Genomic DNA, 18,677 nt, shown 5'->3' with positions numbered 1-18,677 from the left:
CGTTATAGTCCTTCCGCTAAGTTATTCGCTTTGGTTAAGCGATAAAACCGCGTACTTGCCATTTCGTCGAAAAAGTTTTGTTCAACAGCTTTGTTTTCTTCTTGAAAATGAGTTAACTTTTGTTGTTTCAAGTTTTCCCACGTTTTTTCTTCCTTAGCCTTTTCTTGCAACACCCCTTGAGATGCTGAAACTTTTTTCTGCAAATACTCTAGTTCTCTTTCAGAAGAAAGCGATTGATCTTGAAGCTGATAAATATAATCTTCTAGCATTCGGAGCTCTGAAATATTGACGCCACTCTGCTGTTTGGCTATTTTTAATTGCTCCGCATCCGATATTTTCTTCTGAATCATTCTTTTTTGCTGATGCCCTACTTCATGTTGTTTCATGGCTTCAGCCATTTGGATCTGCGCAAAGCCTTTTTCATTTTCTTTTAAATCCAATATTTTTTGAAATCGAAAATTGAATTGTGTCAGTTTAAATCCCTCCAAATTGTGCTGATAGCCGCTCGACGCTTTCTTCTATTTTGGCTTTCTCATAAATGTCTTGTTGCAAGTATTCTTTAATCACAGGATATGCTCGAATGGCGTCATCAATTTCTTTGTTAGCACCACTTTTATAAGCCCCGATATTGATCAGGTCTTCAGACGTCTCATAAGCTGCCAACAGGCGTTTAAAGTCCCGCGCCGCTAGTTGATGTTCCTCCGAGACGACTTCGTGCATAACACGGCTTACACTGGCCATTACGTTGATCGCTGGAAATTGCCCTTTTTGAGCAATTTTACGATCTAACACAATATGGCCATCTAAAATTCCGCGAACCGCATCGGCAATCGGTTCGTTCATGTCATCGCCATCGACTAAAACCGTATAAAAAGCGGTAATGGAACCTTTGCTTGAAGTACCAGATCGCTCTAATAGCTTTGGCAGTAGCGCAAAAACACTTGGGGTGTAGCCTTTACTAGTTGGCGGTTCTCCTACTGCAAGACCCACTTCCCGCTGCGCCATTGCAAAACGCGTAACCGAATCCATCATTAACATGACATTTTTGCCTTGATCGCGAAAATACTCTGCAATAGCTGTTGCGGTTAACGCTGCCTTGATGCGCTGCATTGGTGTTTGATCGGAAGTAGCAGCGACGACCACAGATTTCTTTAGTCCCTCTGGACCCAAATCGCGTTCGATAAAGTCACGCACTTCTCGACCACGCTCTCCTACTAAAGCAATTACGTTAATATCCGCTTCAGTATTACGAGCAATCATTCCCATTAACGTACTTTTTCCAACACCACTCCCGGCAAAAACCCCGATACGTTGGCCTTGGCCAACAGTCAACAAACCGTCAATTGCACGAACACCCACTTCTAACGGTTTATCGATTCTTGGGCGTTTTAATGGATTCGGTGGTGCGTTATTGGTAGAATACTTTTTTAACCCTCGAGGCAATAAGCTTTCGTCAAGCGGCATTCCGGTTCCGTCCAAAACTTTTCCTAAAATAGAAGGCCCTACTTTGATCTGGAGTGGACCTCCCGTCGCAACGACCAAACATCCTGGTCCGACTTGTGAAAGATCCTGTAATGGCATGAGCATAATTCTATTTTCTTTAAACCCAACAACCTCTGCTTCAATCGGCGGCTCGTTGCGATTTGGATAAAGCAAACAAAGCTCACCAATTTTTGCATTTGGGCCACGTGATTCAATGGTTAAACCAATTACTTGAATTACTTTGCCGTGTTTTTTAATTGGTTCGATGTCACTCATCAATTCCAGGTATTCATCTTCCCACAAGTTCATCGTTGGTTTTCTCCTCACAGTAAGCGAGTAATTTGTTTTTGATTTCTTCGAGCTGATTATCAACCATGGCATCATAAGAACCGCTCGCTGTATGAATTCGGCAACCACCTGGCGTTAAATTTGCTACAGGAATTAGTTTTAGTTCTGAATCTGCTTTAATATAGGTTTTCAATTCCTCTAAAAAGGGAATGATGATTGGGTAATCTTCAGGAGACACTTGCATCGTGACGTCTTCTGCTTCTTCTACTTGCTTTAATGCTCGCTGTACAATGCTTAATAATTGCTGTGTGTCCTGACCCAACTCATTGTGAATCACTTTTTCGGCAATCGTCACACTTAACGACAATAAGAAAGGCTCTGCCTGCTGGATGATATTGGCTTTTTCTTCATAGGCCATTTCAAGCAACCGGTTCATCTCGGTTCTATGTTCGGCACTTTCTTGTTCAGCTAATAGCAATCCTTTTTCAAATCCTTCTTGGAATCCTTTTTGTGTTGCTTCTTGCCCGAGTTTTTCAGCATATTGCTGTGATTCGAGTTGTTTTTCATGCCACCAGTCATTTATTTCCTGTTGTGCATGTTCTTGCTCGCTTATTAATTGCGCCTGCAATTCTTCGCGGCGTGATTCCAATCCATGAATTTCTTGAAGCAATTGTTGCCTTTGCTTTTTCGGATCAAAATCTTCTTCAGCAAAGACTGCTTTTTTCGCTTCAATTTTTCGCGTTTGGATAATTTTCTTTTCAGTAGAATGAGCGTTCGAAAGACGAATGATATTAGACAATCATTTCCTCTCCTTCTCCACGCGACACATCGATTTCTCCTTTTTCTTCCATGTTTCGGATCAACCCAACAATGTTCGTTTGTGCATTTTCCACATCTTTCAACTTCACAGGACCCATTACATCAATTTCTTCGCGAATCACTTCAGATCTACGTGAAGACATATTGCGGTAAATAGCCTCTTTGACTTCTTCGCTTGCGACTTTCAATGCAAACGTCAAATCAGCGTCACTTACTTCACGCACAATACGTTGAACCGAGCGACTTTCCAAATTGACAATATCTTCGAAAACAAACATGCGTTTTTTAATCTCTGAAACCAGATCAGGGTTGTCTTTTTCAAGTTCAGACAAAATGGATTTTTCCGTACCACGGTCTACATTACTCAATACGCGAACAATTGCTTCTACGCCACCTGTTGCTGCATAATCTTGGTTCCCTGTAGCTGACAGTTTGCGCTCTAAAATTTGTTCCACTTGATGAATAACATCAGGAGATGTACTTTCCATCAACGCAATTCGCCTTGCAACTTCCGCCTGCTTCTCGCTCGGTAACTCAGATAAAATCTTCGACGACTGCTTGGCATCCAAATAGGACAGTACCAATGCAATCGTCTGTGCTTGCTCATGTTGAAGTATGTTCAAAATCTGAGTAGGATCCGCTTTTCTGGCAAAGTTAAATGGCTTAACTTGAAGTCGGTTCGACAACCGGCTAATGGTGTCCATCGCCTTGTCTTTTCCTAGCGCTTGCTCAAGGATATTGCGGGCATAAACCAATCCGCCTTCGTTCATATAATCCTGTGCCAAGATCATTTCGTAAAATTCATTTATGACTCTTTCAGTTTGGCTATTTCTCAACTTTCGAACATTCGAAATTTCCATGGTCAATTGATCAATTTCGGGTTCTGTCAGTTGTTTAAATATTTCAATTGAGACTTCAGGTCCTAAGCCAACCAATAAAATGGCCACTTTTTGAATCCCCGTCAATTCATTCATTCCTCTAACCATTTGACACTCTCCTAGTCATCCGCCATCCATGACCGCAACAATTTTGTAAAGTCTTCAGGTCGACCTTTGGCAAGCTTTTCAATCGTTTTCCGTTTAGGATTCGACCTGCTACTAAACTCGGACAAATCGATTTCTTCCTCTTCTATCTCTACTTGATTTGATTTAGCTAATGCCTGTTCAAAACCTTCAAAGCTATATTCTTCCTCTTCTACATCTACTTTTTTCTTTTTGCGAAGCAATAACAAGGCAACTACAATGATCATTACCAATACAATTGCAGCACCAATGACCATTAGTAAATTATTTGGAATCCCCGTTAAGAATGTTACTTCCGGTTCTTCTTCTACAATATCTGGACGTCCTTGGAATTCTGTTGCAAAGACAGAAATCCGATCTTCTAGTTCAATCTCAGTCGCTTGAACTTCATTCATACTCAATGACGTACTCACAGCGTTTTTCAGTAAATTACTTATATCTGTAATATTTTCTTGTGATAAACTTGCTGGATTATCAGGAATCGGTGGTTCTACTCCTACATTAATCGTAATATCGTCAATAACATAAGGACTCATTTCGATTTGTCGGTTGATCCGATTGACTTCGCTATTGATCCGCTCTTCTGTGCGTTCAGATTCGCTATTGCCTGTGCCGTCGACACCTGGATAATTGGCAACTTCTGTTTCGCCAGTTCCTGCCGCATCTTCAATAACTACCCCTTCACTTGAATAGGTTTCAATAATTCGTTCAACACTAATATCCAAACCTTTGTTGTTTTCAACATCAACTGGTTCAACCAATTGCTCTTCTCGTTTTTCTTTCGTAAAATCGATATTTGTCATAACGGAAACAACAACTTTATCCTGCCCAAGCAATAACCCAAGCATTTGCTGCAATTCACGTTGAATATCTTGCTCGATGCCTTTTTGGATTTCGCGGTGCTGCTGATAAACCGATAAATTAGTATCTAACTGATTTTCATCTTGCACTTCAAACACTTGCCCGTTTTGATCCATAATAACAATTTGATCTGCCGGCAAACTCGGAACGGATTTACTGATTAAATGGTACAAGCCATTAATCTGCTTTTGATCCAACTGCAACGTCGAATCACCCTTCACTACAATAGAAGCAGTTGAAGTTTGTTCTTCATCTGTAATCCAAATATTTTCTTTTGGAAGCGTAATCATGACATTGGCTTCGGTTACCCCATCAATTTGCTTGATCAAATACGCCAGCTCGTTTTGCATAGCGTCGCGCTCAACCACATCAAAATGACGATCGGTCATACCCAGTCCCATATTTTCACTAAATGTACCGTAATTGACATTGCCGTTTTTCGGGATACCTTCTGCAGCCAAACTGACTTTCAAATTGGCTAAATGCTCTTCGGGTACGCTAATGGTCTTGCCGTCACTCGATACTTCTACTGGAATCGCTTGTGCTTCAATGGCTGTCTTAATCTCGCCGGCTTCAGCTGGTGTCAAATCAGAATATAATACGGAAAAATTAGATTGATTGCTGAAAAATACAAAGACACCAAGAATAATTAAAGTAAGAAAAAAGGAGCCAATTACAGACCACTTTGTAACAGGAGAAAAACTGGTCCATGATTCACTCATTTTTGATTTGTATACCGAAATCTTTTCTTTCATTTCATCAACATCCTACCGGTTTCCATCATACTTGCATTCTCATAACTTCTTGATAAGCTTCAACCACTTTGTTGCGTACCTGCATTGTCATTTGCAATGACAAGCTGGCTTTTTGCGAAGCAATCATCACTTCATGAACGTCTTGCACTTCTCCTGTTATCAACTGATTGGTCAATTTATCGGATTCGTTCTGTGCAGCACTCACTTCTTGTAACGCATCTTTAAATATCTGGCCAAATCCTTCGACTTTGTTCTCGGGTTTAACGTTATTGAACAATTGATTTTGAATAAAAGGCGTTTGAATCCCACTTATTCTCTCCATAAGTGCCTCCTTAATGTTCTGTAGTTGGTTGAAATAATCTTCCATTTTATAAATCACGAAGTCATTACTAAATTCTTATTAAAATATTGATATGAAGCAAAACAGCGGAGACTCTCGGGGGAGCAGTGCAACGACATACAAGAAATCCACTCGGGCGATCAGCCCGAGTTAGTTCGGCGCAAGCCCTTGGCAGCTGATACCGCGACTTCCTGTCGCACCAGCTGCATGACTCATATCCTGTGAGCCCGAAAGCGCAGCTGTTTTGCGTAATATCACTGATGAAATTTATGAACTATTTCCCGATTTCCAATGCTTTCATAAACATGCTTTTTGAAGCATTTAGTGCCGTAACGTTGGCTTCATAAGAGCGAGTTGCTGACATCAAATCCACCATTTCTTGCAATGGATCGACATTGGACATGCGGACATAACCGTCTTCTCCCGCATCTGGATGTTCTGGGTCATATCTTAATGTAAAAGGCGTTTGATCTTCTTTAATTCCTGATGCTTTAACACCCGTCACAGCCGTGTTTCCTCTATTAATGGCGGATTGCAACTGATTAGAAAAAGGGGATGTGCCGCTTTGAGACAATTCCACCGTTTTTCGGCGATAAGGCATCCATTCGCCATCGACTAATTCGGCGCGATTGGTGTTGGCATTGGCAATATTGGCGGATACTACATCCATACGAAGCCGGTTTGCTGTCAGCCCCGATGAACTAATATTAAATCCCGTAAATAAGCTCATCTTTTTTATCTCCCTCCATTAATAACTGAACTGAGACTGTTGAGTTTACCGTTGACTCGTTCCGTCACGGCGTTATACCATAATTGGTTTTTTGCCAGTTCGGCCATTTCTAAATCCATGTCGACATTATTGCCGTTATGATTGTATTGAGTTGAGTTGTTTGTCAAAACCCGTGTTGTGCCTATTAATGATTCGTTGCTAAATGACACATGGCGACTATCTGTTTTGTAGCTAGACAAGTTTTGATTGGACATAGCTGTATTCAAAGCTGCTTGGAAATCGACTTTTTTACTTTTGTAATTGGCCGTATCCACATTTGCAATATTCGCCGAATGAACGCGTTGTTTGAGCGTCGCAGCTGATAAAGCTTGCTCCATCGATTCAATTGATTTAGGGAATATATTCATTGATAAACTCCTTTTTTTAACATTTATCACTAAAATAAAAATCCACCTCTGGGAAAAGATGGATCATAAATCTGTCGATCACAGTTCCTTATTCTCTAGTATAATGTTTAATAAGAATGATAGGGAATAGCTTTGATCTCTTAAATATTTTTGCCATTTCTGCAATGAAACTGATCTATTTTATGGTTAAACTAATTATTTTGTACTATTTTCGGAAATGTTATATCAAAGTGATAGTATCATGTTTCAATAATTTTGTATATTTTTCTTTTTAAAATTTTTAATGCTATTTTTTCCATATTAATATAAAAATCACTATTTTTTTTATATTTAAAATGTTATGATACGCGGTAAATATAAGATTCGGTTGTGAAAGGAAGAAACTACATGTTTCGTGGATTATACACTGCTACATCAGGAATGATGGCTAATAACAGGCAACAACAAATATTGACGAATAATCTTTCTAATGCAAATACTCCTGGTTTTAAAGAAGATCAAACCGTTTTCCGTGCTTTTCCAGAACAGTTAATTAAAGCAGTTGAAAACAGCAAAAAAGGTACAATAGTCCCTCATAATATCGGCACTTTAACTACTGGGGTGTATACGCAAGAAGGAATTCCTTCATTTCTTCAAGGTCCTTTGAAAGAAACCGGAAATCAAACAGATATTGCCTTGCTCGATGAGTTATTGCCAACAAATCCCGACACCCAACAAAAAGGTTCGATGGTTTTTGCGGTAGCTGCAGAAGATGGCGAAGTGCGCTATACCAAAAATGGATCGTTTGCTGTCGATACTCAAGGTTTTCTAACCACGAGTGATGGTTTCTCTGTGTTAGGTGAAGACTTGCAACCGATTCAAGTCGGATCTGCTGACTTCACGGTACAAGACAATGGCGAAATTCTTTTAGCGAATGGTGCTCAAGGGGATCGCTTGTGGGTAGGTTATACTGAAAACCCTCAACAATTTGTAAAAGAAGGCCAAAATCTTTTGCGCTGGGCGGGAGCTCCTGAAGCCTCTCCTCAATTTATCGATAACTTCGATTTACTTGATGGAACACCTAGCTTCATGAAACAAGGATTTGTGGAACAATCGAATGTGGATCTGACAAAGACCATGACAGACATGATGACCACATACCGCGGATTTGAATCCAACCAAAAAGTAATTCAAGCATATGATCGCAGCATGGAAAAAGCCGTCAATGAAATCGGGCGCGTATAAGGAGGAGAATTTAACAAGTTGAATATCCAGATGAATACAGCCAGCAACACAATGAGTGAGCTGCAAAAAAAATTAGATTTGATTGGCAATAATATCGCGAACGTCAATACCAACGGGTATAAGCGACAAGAAGCTAGCTTCTCTGACGCGCTCGTTCTGTCTCTTGAAAAACAAGTCGGACAAAAAAACGAAGTTGGACGCATTACCCCTAATGGGTTACGCATCGGTGCCGGTGCGATTCTTTCGCAAACTGCGGTTCGTAATGATCAAGGGTCTATTAAAGAAACGGGTCGCCCATTAGATTTCATGGTTCAAGGGGAATCTGCTTACTTCCGTATTGCATCCGATGGCGAAACGCTTTATACAAAAGATGGATCTTTCCAAGTTCAGCCGATTTTGAATTCAACACAAGTTGGCTTAGTGACAGCGAACGGTGATGCCGTATTAGGCGCTGATAACCAACCAATTGTTTTCGACGCTGATTTCGAAAACATCCGCTTGAATGGACAAGGAACTTTAGAGATTTCTTATAAAGATTCGGACAAGCAACCCACTGAAATTCAAATGGGCGTTGCACAAATTAACCGACAAGATTCATTAGCGAAAATCGGTGAAAATCGATTCCGCTTAAACGGAACAGAAGCTGAACAACTTGCAAACGGCAATTTGCAGTTTATCGACTTGTCCCAACCCAATGACGGAGCTATCCAAATTAAGCAAAACTTTTTAGAAATGTCCAATGTCGATTTGAGCGACGAAATGACTGAACTGATTACCACTCAACGATTATTTCAATCACAAGGTAGAGCCATTTCTTACGCAGATGACATGATGGGCTTAGTCAATACCATTAAAGGATAACGAAAAAAGCAGGCACCCCGCGGGGTGTCTGCTTTTTTGATTTAATTTCATAGTTGAAGAAATCGCTCCAGGCGGACGCTTTCCGGGGGGCACGGCTTCAGCCGCTTCCCTCGCTCTGCTCAGTCCAGGGTCTTCAGCTCGCGCTGTCCCCCCAGGAGTCGCCGCCTTCCACTCTTTCTTCTAAAAAGTTACGAATTGTATTTTGATTAGTAGGATATGGAGCAAACCAACGGAGACTCCCACGGGATAGCGAAGTGCCGAAATCCACTCGGGCATCGAGCCCGAGTTAGTTCGGCGCAAGCCTGCAGGAAAGCGTAGTTGGTTTGCGGAATATCCAAGTCAACTACTACTTATTAAACTACTCACTCATTATCTCAAAAAGTCCATTAAACTTGGTTGAATGATTTTTGATGTTGCTGCGAGGCTTGCTTGGTAAACACTTTCCTCACTCTTTAATCTGATAACCGCTTCTGCGTAATCAACATCTTCGACTCTTGATAACATCGATTGAAGTTCCAAGTTACTATCAAGCAAGCGATTTTCAACGGCTTCTACACGATTTTGACGTGCGCCGTTTTCTGCGCCTACCGACAACAACCGGTCAATTGCTGCATCAACTTTGGATACGTCACTGGCATTTCCAGCTTTTAAGTTAGCAGAAATGCTTTCCAATGTTTTGAAAAGGTTTGTTTCTTCATCCGAAGCTCCGAATAGTTCATCTGGCAAGACACTCGATTTAATGTTGATGCCTTCCCCGATAGTAAACTTGCGAGCTTCTAGACCTGTACTGTCAAATTCAAAATTACCTGCTACAGGAAACGGTGATTCCCCTGTTTTTTGACCATTGAATAATGAACGGCCATTAACTTTTGCATTGGCTAATCCTCGCATTTGCTCAGTTAGTTCTCCAATTTCAGCATCAATTGCCTGACGATCCAGTTCAGAATACGTATCACTATTTCCTTGAATCGCTAATTCGCGTACACGTTGCATGGCACTTACCATTGAATCAATGTTTTGACCGGTTTCGTCCATCCATAACTTTGATTCGCTAGTATTGCGCTCAAACTGAACATTCGCTGCCAGCGTGCTTTTTAAGTTCATCGCTTTACTGACACCGTTTGGGTCATCTGACGGTCGGTGAAGTAATTTGCCACTCGATACTTGACTGTTGGTTTTTTCAAAGCGGCTCAAGTTTTGGCTCATATTGCGTATGGAATTCTGGTTTAGCATCTGTTGCGTGACTCTCATGTTTTTCCCTCCACGTTCCTTCTGCTATCAGTTCGCCATTCGGTTAATAATGGTATCCAGCATTTGATCCGTCATTGATACTAACCGTGCTGCGGCATTATAGGAATGTTGATATTTTACTAAGTTGGCCATTTCTTCATCGAGTGAAACACCCGTTACGGATTGTCTGCGATTTTCTGTTGCTTGAAGAGTTGCTTCATGATTGGTAACCGAGCTAATTGCTGCCTGACTTTCTGCGCCCAGTTCACTTACCAGTTCTCGAAAGTAACTTTGTGCGTCTTCTGATGGTTTATCCGGTGCCGCCGGTTGTTTTAACGGCTTCGCTGCGTAATTTACTTTTAGCTCTGATAGGTTGAAGTTGTCAGCATCTCCGATAAACAAAGCTTGATCTGCGCCACCTGTTTTTGTCATCGTGTTTGCTTGCGCAAAATTTTTAACTACACTTATCAATTTGTCTTGATAATGGACTGCGCTGTCCATTGACGCGCCTAATCCGGCCAATTTACCACCGTAACTTTTCGGATCAGCGTTTACACTGTCCACATCGATTTCAGAAACTTTTTCACCTGCAACCAACGCTTGTTTGTTTGAAGAAAGGCTAATTGAATAACTGCCATCTGATTTTTCATCCACTTTGACAGCCATCAATTTCGACAGATCTTCTACTAGCGCGTCACGTTTGTCTTTCAAGTCATTAGACTGATTGCCGTTGCGGACGATGCTTTTATTGAGTTCGGCGATTTGCTTTAAATAACCATTAGCTTCAGCTACTGCATCTTGTGTTTGCTGAGTGAGTTCACTTTTTAAATTCGTCATCGATTTGTTCATCGATTGAGCTACTTCTACGAACCCTTGAGCACGTTCTTTCACAATTGCTTGTGCAGATAAACTATCCGGCTCATTTGCCAAGTCTTGCCAAGCGCTATTTAAGCTATTCATTGCACTGCTTAACCCACTATCACTCGGTTCGTTGACAATCGTTTCTAAACGATCTAGCGTTGTTTGTTTTGCTTGCCATTGTCCGAGTGTTTCGGAATGGTCACGAAATTGCTGGTCGAGAAAGCGGTCTCTCACACGGGTAATTGAATCGATCGTAACGCCGGTTCCAAGCTGGCCTGTGTTCGCGCCTTGGGCTGTCCAAACGCTTAAAGAAGGAGAGGCGCTTGAATTTACTTGCTGACGTGAATAGCCTTTCGTGTTTACGTTGGCAATATTCTGTCCAGTCGTTGAAAGGCTTGCCTGACCAACGGATAAGCCGCGTTTTCCTAATTCTAATCCATGAAATGTTGAAACCATGGTTCTTTGCCTCCCAACAATTTCTAAGCTCTTGTATCGAAAAAGCCTTGATTGTTTGATTGTGGTTTTTGTTGCCCTGCTGGTGATTGGTAGTTAAAATGTTGTTGTTTTGTTTTTGTGACTTCCGTAATCATATGTTGAACAAAGCTCATTGAATCTTCAAGCAGTTTTTCGTTGGTTTTGTTTTTTGCTTGAAGTTCAGTCAAAAGCGTTTGTAAGGTTTTCAATTGTAAGTGAAGATCTTGTTTTACAGCTTCATCTGGAATTTGTTCGGCAAACTGGCTAAAAGTTAACCCTGGATGCTCTTCCAATACGTCGGCTACAAGTTGCTGCCGCTCGTCTTCTAATTGGCCAAGTTGTTTGACCAGTTTTGCTTCTTCTTTTACAAGCTCTGTCAGTTCATCGACTTTTCGTTCGATCAACACCGTCTGTTTGCGCTCGGCATAACGGATAAGCTGTTTTTGTATGCTGATCAATTCGTCCAGCGTGTTTACTACTAAGTTCAGCATCCGATACCCTCCTCTTTTGCATGCGCTAACTTATTTATCAAACCAAAATTGGTGCACTTTATCTGCGACTTTCCCCGCATCTACTTTGTATTCACCTGATGCTACTTGTGCTTTTAAAAACTCAATTTTTTCTTGTCTTTCAACGTCTACACTGGCATTTTTCTCGAACATCGCTTTCGCCTCATTTGAAATCTGCAGCTCGTCTTCTTTTTGTAACGGCTTGGTCTTAGCTGCCGGAGTTACTTGCATTTTTTGATAAGATTGAATAAAGGAAGAACTATTTGTTTTATCGATATTCATTCCTTCACCACCCTGTCTTTTATTTTTTGGTGCCTTGTCGCATTTTCCATAGTTGTGGCTCCCCGGACATTTCTGGCGAGCCATCAAACTTTAATGTTCGTTCGATTTCTGTTGAAAACGAATCAAAGCAATTATGGCAAAGCATCTGTCTTTTTATGAGCTCACCACAATGTTGGCAAGGATACCCTAGATTGGGAAAATCCTCTGCGTAAATCCGGCCATTGCGGATAAAATCCGTAATTTGTCGTACCGATATGTTCGTAGCCCGACTAATTTCGTAAATATCTGCGTCGTGATTGCTGCTATCTTTCAGAAAATCATTTATTGCATTAAAATCATTTTCAATTTCTTTAAAACAGTCTATGCAATAGTCAGTGTAGTCCTTTAGGAATAATATACCGCAAAATCGGCAATTATCCAGCTGATTTGCTCCCACATGTACTCACCTGACCTTCTCTATCTATTTATATCGGCAACTTCGTCAAAATGTTTAGCGAAATTTAATATTATTGCAATTTAAATTCTGTTACCAGTACGCGTTCAACCGTGCCTTTTTCAAACACTTCGGCTAATCGGGTTACGAGTTCTTCCTCGATCATAGAAATGCCACTTTCTCCGATCAATTCTTCCTTTGTAAAACTTGCAACTGTCGAAATCACAGCGGCACGTACTTCAGCAGTACGCTTTTCAGCTTCTTCTTTTGTATCTTTGTCACTCAACAAAATATTAAACTGCACAACCCCGAAATTTCCAGCTGATGCCAAATTTGTGGTGATAATATCCGTGTCGATGCTCATTTCTGCTATTTCTTCAGCACTTAACGATTTATGCTCTTCCGCTTTTTCCTCTTTAGGCATAAAGTACAAATAAGCACCCGCACCAATCGCTGCCACCACGACAAAAGCGACAATTATTTTTATTATTTTCCCCATAATGCACCTCTTATTCTTCGGTTTCTATTTCAAAAGGTGAGATCAATACTTCAACGCGGCGATTTTCCGCACGTCCTTCAGGAGTATCATTTGAAGCGATTGGCTGATATTGACTATAGCCCGTCGCACTGAATTTCTGCGGACTCAGTTTATCGTTTTCAAGAAGGTTTCTCATAAAGTTAATCGCACGCGCCGAACTTAATTCCCAATTGGTCGGATATTCCGCTGTGCCTGCTGGGACATTGTCCGTATGACCTTCGATAAAAATCATTCGCGGAGGATCCGTGATCAATAAATTCGATATCTCGTCTGTAATCTTCTCAGATCCCTTTAGAATAGTGGCGCTTCCCGATTCGAACAGCACCCCTTCTTTTATAATAATCTTCAAGCCTTTTCGCGTCATATCGGTTTGTAAGCGAGGCGCTAACCCATTTTCATCGATATACGTATCAATCTTGTTTTGAAAATCTAACAACTCTTCTTGATCTTTTGCTTCAAATACTTCTTCTGGACTTTCGCCAGTAACAGGATCTTCACTCAACTCTGCAGTTGGCGATGTCTCAAAACTTTCAACGGGTGCTTGTTCATCTAATACGCCAGATCCGCCTTGCAACTCGCTATTAAATGATTCTGCGATCGCGTTGAATTTTTTGGCGTCCACTTGACTTGAGGCAAACAAAACAATGAACAAAGCAAGCAACAAAGTTAATACGTCGGCATAAGGCAAAAGCCACGCTTCATCTACATGTTCTTCATGCTTTTTTTTACGCTTCAACTTCAACACCGCTTCCTTCTTCATCAGATTCAAGATTACGGTCTTTCGCTGGTAAGTATGTTAATAGTTTTTCTTCTACTGTCCGGACTGGCAAGCCTTCTTGAACGGCAAGCAAGCCTTCTAGCATAATCATTTTTGTTTTTACTTCGGCTTCTGATTTCCGCTTTAGTTTGTTGGCAAATGGATGCCATAATACATAACCCGAGAAAATCCCGAATAGGGTTGCGATAAATGCGGCGGAAATGGATTTACCAAGTAGTGCTACATCGTCCAAGTGACCAAGTGCAGCAACGAGTCCGATAACGGCACCTAGTACACCTAGTGTCGGGGCGTATGTACCGGCTTGTGCAAAGATCTTCGCGCCCAGTTCATGACGTTCTTCCATAGCGGCAATTTCTTCTTCCATCAAATCACGAATATGTTCTTGTGACTGACCGTCTACCACCATTTTCAAGCCGCGTTGCAAAAACGGATCTTCTACTTCTTCTGATTTTTCTTCTAATGCCAATAAGCCTTCTTTTCGTGCCAGCATTGCCCATCCCGTGAACATTGGAATCATTTCCTTAACAGGAATTTTCTTCTGTTCGCTGAAAATCACTTTGAACAAGCTCGGGATTTTTTTAATTTCATCCATAGGAAAGGCAACAAGAAGACAGGCGATGGTACCCGCAAAAATAATGACTAGCGCCGCTGGATTGTAAAGTGCAATCGGATTTGATCCTTTAAGGATCATCCCCCCGATCAACACGACAAATCCCATGATGACTCCTATCCAAGATGTCTTGTCCACGTTTATACCTCATTTCATTACTTGTGTAGTTTCATTATTGTATGCATGATATTCCGTAAAACAACTCCGCTTTCCTGCGGGCTTGCGCCGAACTAACTCGGGCTAAATGCCCGAGTGGATTTCGGCACTTCGCTATCCCGCGGGAGTCTCCGTTGTTTTACTCCATATCTAATTTTCAAAGGTATAGTTAAATAGTTTTTTTCTTAATTAACTTCACCCACATGTTTAGCATCGGCGCGTCTTCGGGCTAAGCGAAGCAAGAAGACTGGCGTTCTTTGCCCGGCTTCTTACGAGAGCTATGCCCAAAGCGCAGATGCGACTTAGAATCAACTTATTTCTTCACCAAAGCCATAGCTTGTTTCCATGTGTTGCGAATATCTGTCATCAGCTCTTCTACTTCTTCTAATGCTGACACATCGTTTTTCATGTTGGCTTCTACTAGGCGGCTGTACATGTATTCGTACATTTGCTCGAGGCCAGCTGACATTTCGATGTCTGCTTTTAATGTACTGCGCAGTTCTTGAATAATGTTTTGAGCTTTAATGATATTGGTGTTTTTTTCTTCGATTTTTTTATCAGCCATAGCACGTTTTGCTAGTTTCATGAATTTTAGGCAGCCATTATAAAGCATTAATGTCAGTTCTTGAGGTGATGCTGTCATCACTGAGTTTTGCTGGTAAGTCTGGTACGGATTGATGGTGACCATTCTTTTTCCCCCTTGCGATTAATTGCGTTTGTCTATAAATGAACCTGCTGTTGCTACAGTTTGGTAGGCACCGCCGTATTTTTTGGAGATTTCTTTTGTTTGAGTAATGCGTGTGATTTGCGTAAAAAACGATTGGTGCAACCCGTTGATTAGTGGTTGAAGCTTATGTTCGATTTCTCTTAGTTGTTCAATAATCGTGTGTTCTTCTTCTGTCCATCTGAAGTTTCGTTGCTTCATGAAAGTTTCGAGTTGACGAATGGTGTCTTGACGAAGTGTGAACAAGCTTTCAAGTGATTCGACAATTCCTTCTTCGTTATCTTCCATTCGAGCGTTAATGTGTTGTGCTTTTTCGTATAGCTCACGTGTCTGTTTGAGAAAAGCATACATGATTGGCTTTGAATCACTCATCACGAACCACCGAATAAGCTTTGTTGCATCCACGTGCTTTGTGAGTTCATCTTGCTCAATGCTTTTTCCATCGCGGTAAATTGCTTCCAGTAGCGATCTTCAATACTTGTCAGCCGGTCTTGCCAGCGACTAATTTCGGTGTCCATTCGTTTCAACTTTTGGGAAAGGGTGCTGTTATCGACTGAGCTTGTTGAGCTCCCCGCTTTTGCGCTGAGTTTTTTAACAATGTCATTTAACGTGTCATAAACGCGTGCGCCCACACCGTCTCCTGCTGCGTCTCGTGTCGTGAACAACGCCATTACTTCATCTGGTTTTTTCGTCAATGCGTCTTTTAGCTTTTCTTCATCGATAAATAATTTCCCGCCCTCTGTATAGGAGCCGGTATTGATGCCAATTTGCGATAAATGATTAAGATTGCCATCTGCAACTCCTGTTACGGTGTCCATAAAGGCTCTTCGCAAGTCTTCTAAGGCTGATTTCATGATCGGGTCATTGCGTAATAACCCGCTCCGCGCTTTTTCTTCCCATAATTCGATTTCGGTTTCTGTTAGTTCTTTTTTCTGCTCGTCGGATAAGGGTTGGAAATCTGGGTAGCGTTTTTCAATGATTTTCTTTTGCAAGTCTTCGATTGCTTTATTATAGGAATCGACAAAATCTTTTATGACTTGAACAGGCTTCGCGGGATCAGATTGTACACGGACAGTCGATGAACTACCCGCTGCATCAACAGACTGCAATTGAATCGATAATCCGTTTATGACGGTCTGGTTGCTTTTCAGTCCATCTACTCTGACACCATCTATTGTTACCGAACCGTTAGTAGCGTTTGTAGACGTAAATTCATCTTGAGCTTTTCCGGTAATTTGTAGACCTAGGTCATCACTTTTCTTTCCTTGGTCGTCCGTAAAAGCGAGTGTGAAGTTTTGTGCGGATCCGAGTTCTTTTGAAGCCATGAAAAAGCGTGAAGTCGTATTATCAAAGTTAACACGTAAAGCGGGTTCGCTCCCAGCAGTGGCATCTTGCATTTTCTTTGCCACATCTGCATATGTCATCTCTGCTGTAATCGCTACTGCGACATCTCCTGTACTTCCTTTGACCGTAATCGTTCCAGCGACACCGATTAAATCGGTGGATTTTGCAGGATCGCCATTTGCATTTTCAATACCTAGTTCAGATGTCATTTTTGCCGAAGTCGCGAGCGCATTAACTCGGACGTCATAGCTTCCGTTCATCGCTTGAGGAGTCGTTGTAACTTTTGCACTCCCTGAACCTGTTGTCTCCGCACTATATGCATTGAATGTTGATTGCAAACGCATATTACTTGCGCTTGTGCGCAAATTTGAGAAAACCAGGTTTTGATCGCGCACTGCTTCTTGTTGCCATTCTGTGAATGTTTTTTGCTGCATCAATTTATCTAACGGTAGTTTTTGGATTTTCATCATATCTTTAACGATCGATTCCGTATCCATGCCTGATGCTAATCCGCCAATGCGCATACATAATTCACTCCAATCTTATAATTTCTCATCCACCATCAGGCCTGCCAAATCAGCCATCGAAGCGTACATATCTAAAAATTTTTTATTTGGAATTTCTCGTAAAATTTCTTCTGTTAACGAATTTACGACTTGCACATAATAAACATTCATCTCTTCGTGAAACTGAAATTTCACATTTGTTGTAGTTGACTCTAAGAATTTGTTCATGCTATCGACTTTATCGGTAAGCGCTTCTTTCGTAATTGGTTTATCAAACTCTTTATTTTGCTGTTCTTCTGCAGCAATTGGTTGTTTAGCGCCTATTGGATTTGGTTCGCTAACTCTCGGGAATTCGATAGCAGGTAGTTTTGTTACTTCCATGTGGGTTACACTCCTTGTCCTTCAGGTTGACTAAAGGGTTCTATATAGTAGTTATCGGCAGAAAAACCGATTTTTTTAGCAAAAAAGCAAAAAAAATAAGACAGGTTTGTGAAAACCTAGCCTTATTTTATGTCAGTTTAGAATATTGGTTGCTGACGCCATTAGTCCAGTGGTTATTCAACCCAGTTGGATCGTTCGCTGCTCCAACTGGGGCGTATTTCGCTCCGATTTTAGCGATGGTGTCTTTACCTTGATTTAAGTAATTTTGACGTAGATTACGCGCCATATCGAAAATGCTGTCTTCTACAGATGCGTAACTTCGTAAGCCGTTCTTGCCCATCATACCAGCGACATTGTTTTTGTCCTGTGCGGCACGCGATGAACCATTACCAGTTTCGTGAATCGCAATGGCTGACAATAAATTCGGATCTAAATCGTATTTTTTTCCGGCATTGATAAAGTGAGCTGCCGTCCCACTTAATTTGCCTTCTAATGTGTTGTCCAACTTGATAAATTGCGTAGGTTTGAATTTCAAGTCGCTTGTATCCGTCGCAGCTGTGGGAACTTCTTTTGTGTTGAGTGGCGGTATTGAAATTGCCGGATTATATGAGTTTGTTAGTGGAGCGGTTAAAGGCGTTGTTAAAGTTGGTAATGAAACTTGCGCTCCTGTTTGAGAAGCCGTGGAATTGTTTTCTTCGATGCTTTCCATCATAGCATTCATGAGCATAGCAAAAAATGTACTCGGACTTGTCGAACTGCCGATAGAACTGCTGTTGCTGTCGCTTTGGGTTAATTCCGGCATCGCTTTTGCCATCGAGGCGATTGTATTATATAAAAGGAAATTAGAAGAAATTGGACTGGTCAATCGGTTCTCACACCCTTTGTTAGAGTAATCTTGTTTAGTTTACAAGATAATGCGTGAAAAAAGAATAGGATAATTGTGGGAAAGAGAAATAATCTTTTATTCCAAAACAGAATATTGTGTATAAGATTAGACATTAAAGATCATGTCTATGTATATTTAAATAAGAACAACAGTTCCTTTGAGAGAGGAGTTTTGTT

23 protein-coding genes are annotated in these 18,677 nt (G+C 41.2%); 2 read left to right on the top strand and 21 right to left on the bottom strand.

The annotated features are described in order from the left end of the window. Nucleotides 1-2 precede the first annotated feature (2 nt). From fliJ to flgB, 8 genes are all read right to left on the bottom strand, one after another. Entirely contained in the window at nt 3-488 is a 486-nt protein-coding gene (gene fliJ, locus GPDM_RS12105) for a flagellar export protein FliJ (RefSeq protein WP_008431753.1), read from the bottom strand. Next, nucleotides 475-1,791, bottom strand: coding sequence for a flagellar protein export ATPase FliI (gene fliI, locus GPDM_RS12100; RefSeq protein ID WP_008431752.1), 1,317 nt, complete (start codon nt 1,789-1,791; stop codon nt 475-477). The genes fliJ and fliI overlap by 14 nt, the downstream gene beginning before the upstream one ends. Continuing rightward, nucleotides 1,772-2,569, bottom strand: coding sequence for a FliH/SctL family protein (locus GPDM_RS12095; protein WP_008431750.1), 798 nt, complete (start codon nt 2,567-2,569; stop codon nt 1,772-1,774). Before GPDM_RS12095 ends, fliI begins: the two co-directional genes overlap by 20 nt. Then, on the bottom strand, nt 2,562-3,575 hold the full coding sequence (fliG, locus tag GPDM_RS12090; protein WP_008431748.1) for a flagellar motor switch protein FliG: 1,014 nt from the start codon (nt 3,573-3,575) through the stop codon (nt 2,562-2,564). Before fliG ends, GPDM_RS12095 begins: the two co-directional genes overlap by 8 nt. 11 nt (nt 3,576-3,586) lie before the next feature. Continuing rightward, a complete protein-coding gene (fliF, locus tag GPDM_RS12085; protein ID WP_008431746.1) occupies nt 3,587-5,227 on the bottom strand; it encodes a flagellar basal-body MS-ring/collar protein FliF in 1,641 nt (546 codons plus the stop codon). Between the two features lie 25 nt (nt 5,228-5,252). Further along, nucleotides 5,253-5,549 carry a flagellar hook-basal body complex protein FliE gene (fliE, locus tag GPDM_RS12080; RefSeq protein ID WP_008431744.1) on the bottom strand — a complete coding sequence of 99 codons (297 nt, stop codon included), beginning with the start codon at nt 5,547-5,549 and terminating at the stop codon, nt 5,253-5,255. Nucleotides 5,550-5,841: 292 nt separating this feature from the next. Continuing rightward, the gene (gene flgC, locus GPDM_RS12075) at nt 5,842-6,297 is read right to left on the bottom strand and encodes a flagellar basal body rod protein FlgC (RefSeq protein WP_008431742.1); all 456 of its coding nucleotides are present in this window, start codon (nt 6,295-6,297) and stop codon (nt 5,842-5,844) included. 5 nt (nt 6,298-6,302) lie between these two features. Next, a complete protein-coding gene (gene flgB, locus GPDM_RS12070) occupies nt 6,303-6,704 on the bottom strand; it encodes a flagellar basal body rod protein FlgB (RefSeq protein ID WP_008431740.1) in 402 nt (133 codons plus the stop codon). Between the two features lie 387 nt (nt 6,705-7,091). Between flgB and GPDM_RS12065 the strand changes: the two genes are divergently transcribed. Both GPDM_RS12065 and GPDM_RS12060 read left to right on the top strand, forming a co-directional pair. Beyond that, nucleotides 7,092-7,928 (top strand): flagellar hook-basal body protein, encoded by an 837-nt coding sequence (locus GPDM_RS12065; RefSeq protein WP_008431738.1) that lies wholly within the window; start codon nt 7,092-7,094, stop codon nt 7,926-7,928. 18 nt (nt 7,929-7,946) lie between these two features. Then, entirely contained in the window at nt 7,947-8,789 is an 843-nt protein-coding gene (locus tag GPDM_RS12060) for a flagellar hook-basal body protein (RefSeq protein WP_008431736.1), read from the top strand. A gap of 369 nt (nt 8,790-9,158) precedes the next feature. Here the strand turns inward: GPDM_RS12060 and flgL are convergent, their stop codons facing one another. The 13 genes from flgL to GPDM_RS11995 all read right to left on the bottom strand — a co-directional run bounded on the left by flgL (nt 9,159) and on the right by GPDM_RS11995 (nt 18,480). After that, nucleotides 9,159-10,040, bottom strand: a complete 882-nt coding sequence (gene flgL / locus GPDM_RS12055) for a flagellar hook-associated protein FlgL (protein WP_008431735.1) — start codon at nt 10,038-10,040, stop codon at nt 9,159-9,161. A gap of 27 nt (nt 10,041-10,067) precedes the next feature. Next, complete coding sequence (gene flgK / locus GPDM_RS12050) at nt 10,068-11,336, bottom strand: flagellar hook-associated protein FlgK (protein WP_008431734.1); 1,269 nt, start codon at nt 11,334-11,336, stop codon at nt 10,068-10,070. A gap of 23 nt (nt 11,337-11,359) precedes the next feature. Continuing rightward, complete coding sequence (locus GPDM_RS12045) at nt 11,360-11,845, bottom strand: flagellar protein FlgN (protein ID WP_008431732.1); 486 nt, start codon at nt 11,843-11,845, stop codon at nt 11,360-11,362. Between the two features lie 30 nt (nt 11,846-11,875). Next, nucleotides 11,876-12,145 carry a flagellar biosynthesis anti-sigma factor FlgM gene (flgM, locus tag GPDM_RS12040; protein ID WP_008431730.1) on the bottom strand — a complete coding sequence of 90 codons (270 nt, stop codon included), beginning with the start codon at nt 12,143-12,145 and terminating at the stop codon, nt 11,876-11,878. 19 nt (nt 12,146-12,164) lie between these two features. Further along, a complete protein-coding gene (locus GPDM_RS12035; RefSeq protein ID WP_008431728.1) occupies nt 12,165-12,581 on the bottom strand; it encodes a flagellar protein in 417 nt (138 codons plus the stop codon). A 70-nt stretch (nt 12,582-12,651) separates the two neighbouring features. Beyond that, the gene (locus GPDM_RS12030; RefSeq protein ID WP_008431726.1) at nt 12,652-13,077 is read right to left on the bottom strand and encodes a flagellar basal body-associated FliL family protein; all 426 of its coding nucleotides are present in this window, start codon (nt 13,075-13,077) and stop codon (nt 12,652-12,654) included. Between the two features lie 10 nt (nt 13,078-13,087). Beyond that, the gene (gene motB, locus GPDM_RS12025) at nt 13,088-13,858 is read right to left on the bottom strand and encodes a flagellar motor protein MotB (RefSeq protein ID WP_008431724.1); all 771 of its coding nucleotides are present in this window, start codon (nt 13,856-13,858) and stop codon (nt 13,088-13,090) included. Then, complete coding sequence (gene motA / locus GPDM_RS12020) at nt 13,842-14,642, bottom strand: flagellar motor stator protein MotA (protein WP_039863381.1); 801 nt, start codon at nt 14,640-14,642, stop codon at nt 13,842-13,844. Before motA ends, motB begins: the two co-directional genes overlap by 17 nt. 331 nt (nt 14,643-14,973) lie before the next feature. After that, nucleotides 14,974-15,348 (bottom strand): flagellar export chaperone FliS, encoded by a 375-nt coding sequence (gene fliS, locus GPDM_RS12015; protein ID WP_008431720.1) that lies wholly within the window; start codon nt 15,346-15,348, stop codon nt 14,974-14,976. 18 nt (nt 15,349-15,366) lie between these two features. After that, a complete protein-coding gene (locus GPDM_RS12010) occupies nt 15,367-15,756 on the bottom strand; it encodes a hypothetical protein (protein WP_008431719.1) in 390 nt (129 codons plus the stop codon). Further along, nucleotides 15,756-17,252: a flagellar filament capping protein FliD gene (gene fliD / locus GPDM_RS12005; protein WP_008431716.1), complete on the bottom strand. Its 1,497-nt coding sequence runs from the start codon at nt 17,250-17,252 to the stop codon at nt 15,756-15,758. Before fliD ends, GPDM_RS12010 begins: the two co-directional genes overlap by 1 nt. Before the next feature lie 18 nt (nt 17,253-17,270). Beyond that, on the bottom strand, nt 17,271-17,615 hold the full coding sequence (gene flaG, locus GPDM_RS12000) for a flagellar protein FlaG (RefSeq protein WP_008431713.1): 345 nt from the start codon (nt 17,613-17,615) through the stop codon (nt 17,271-17,273). A 127-nt stretch (nt 17,616-17,742) separates the two neighbouring features. Next, nucleotides 17,743-18,480 carry a glucosaminidase domain-containing protein gene (locus GPDM_RS11995; RefSeq protein WP_008431711.1) on the bottom strand — a complete coding sequence of 246 codons (738 nt, stop codon included), beginning with the start codon at nt 18,478-18,480 and terminating at the stop codon, nt 17,743-17,745. Nucleotides 18,481-18,677: the final 197 nt, after the last annotated feature.

It is taken from the genome of Planococcus donghaensis MPA1U2 (assembly GCF_000189395.1).
Lineage (GTDB): Bacteria > Bacillota > Bacilli > Bacillales_A > Planococcaceae > Planococcus > Planococcus donghaensis_B.
Note: the sequence above shows the minus strand (reverse complement) of the source record. Positions and strands in the feature narration are given on the sequence as shown.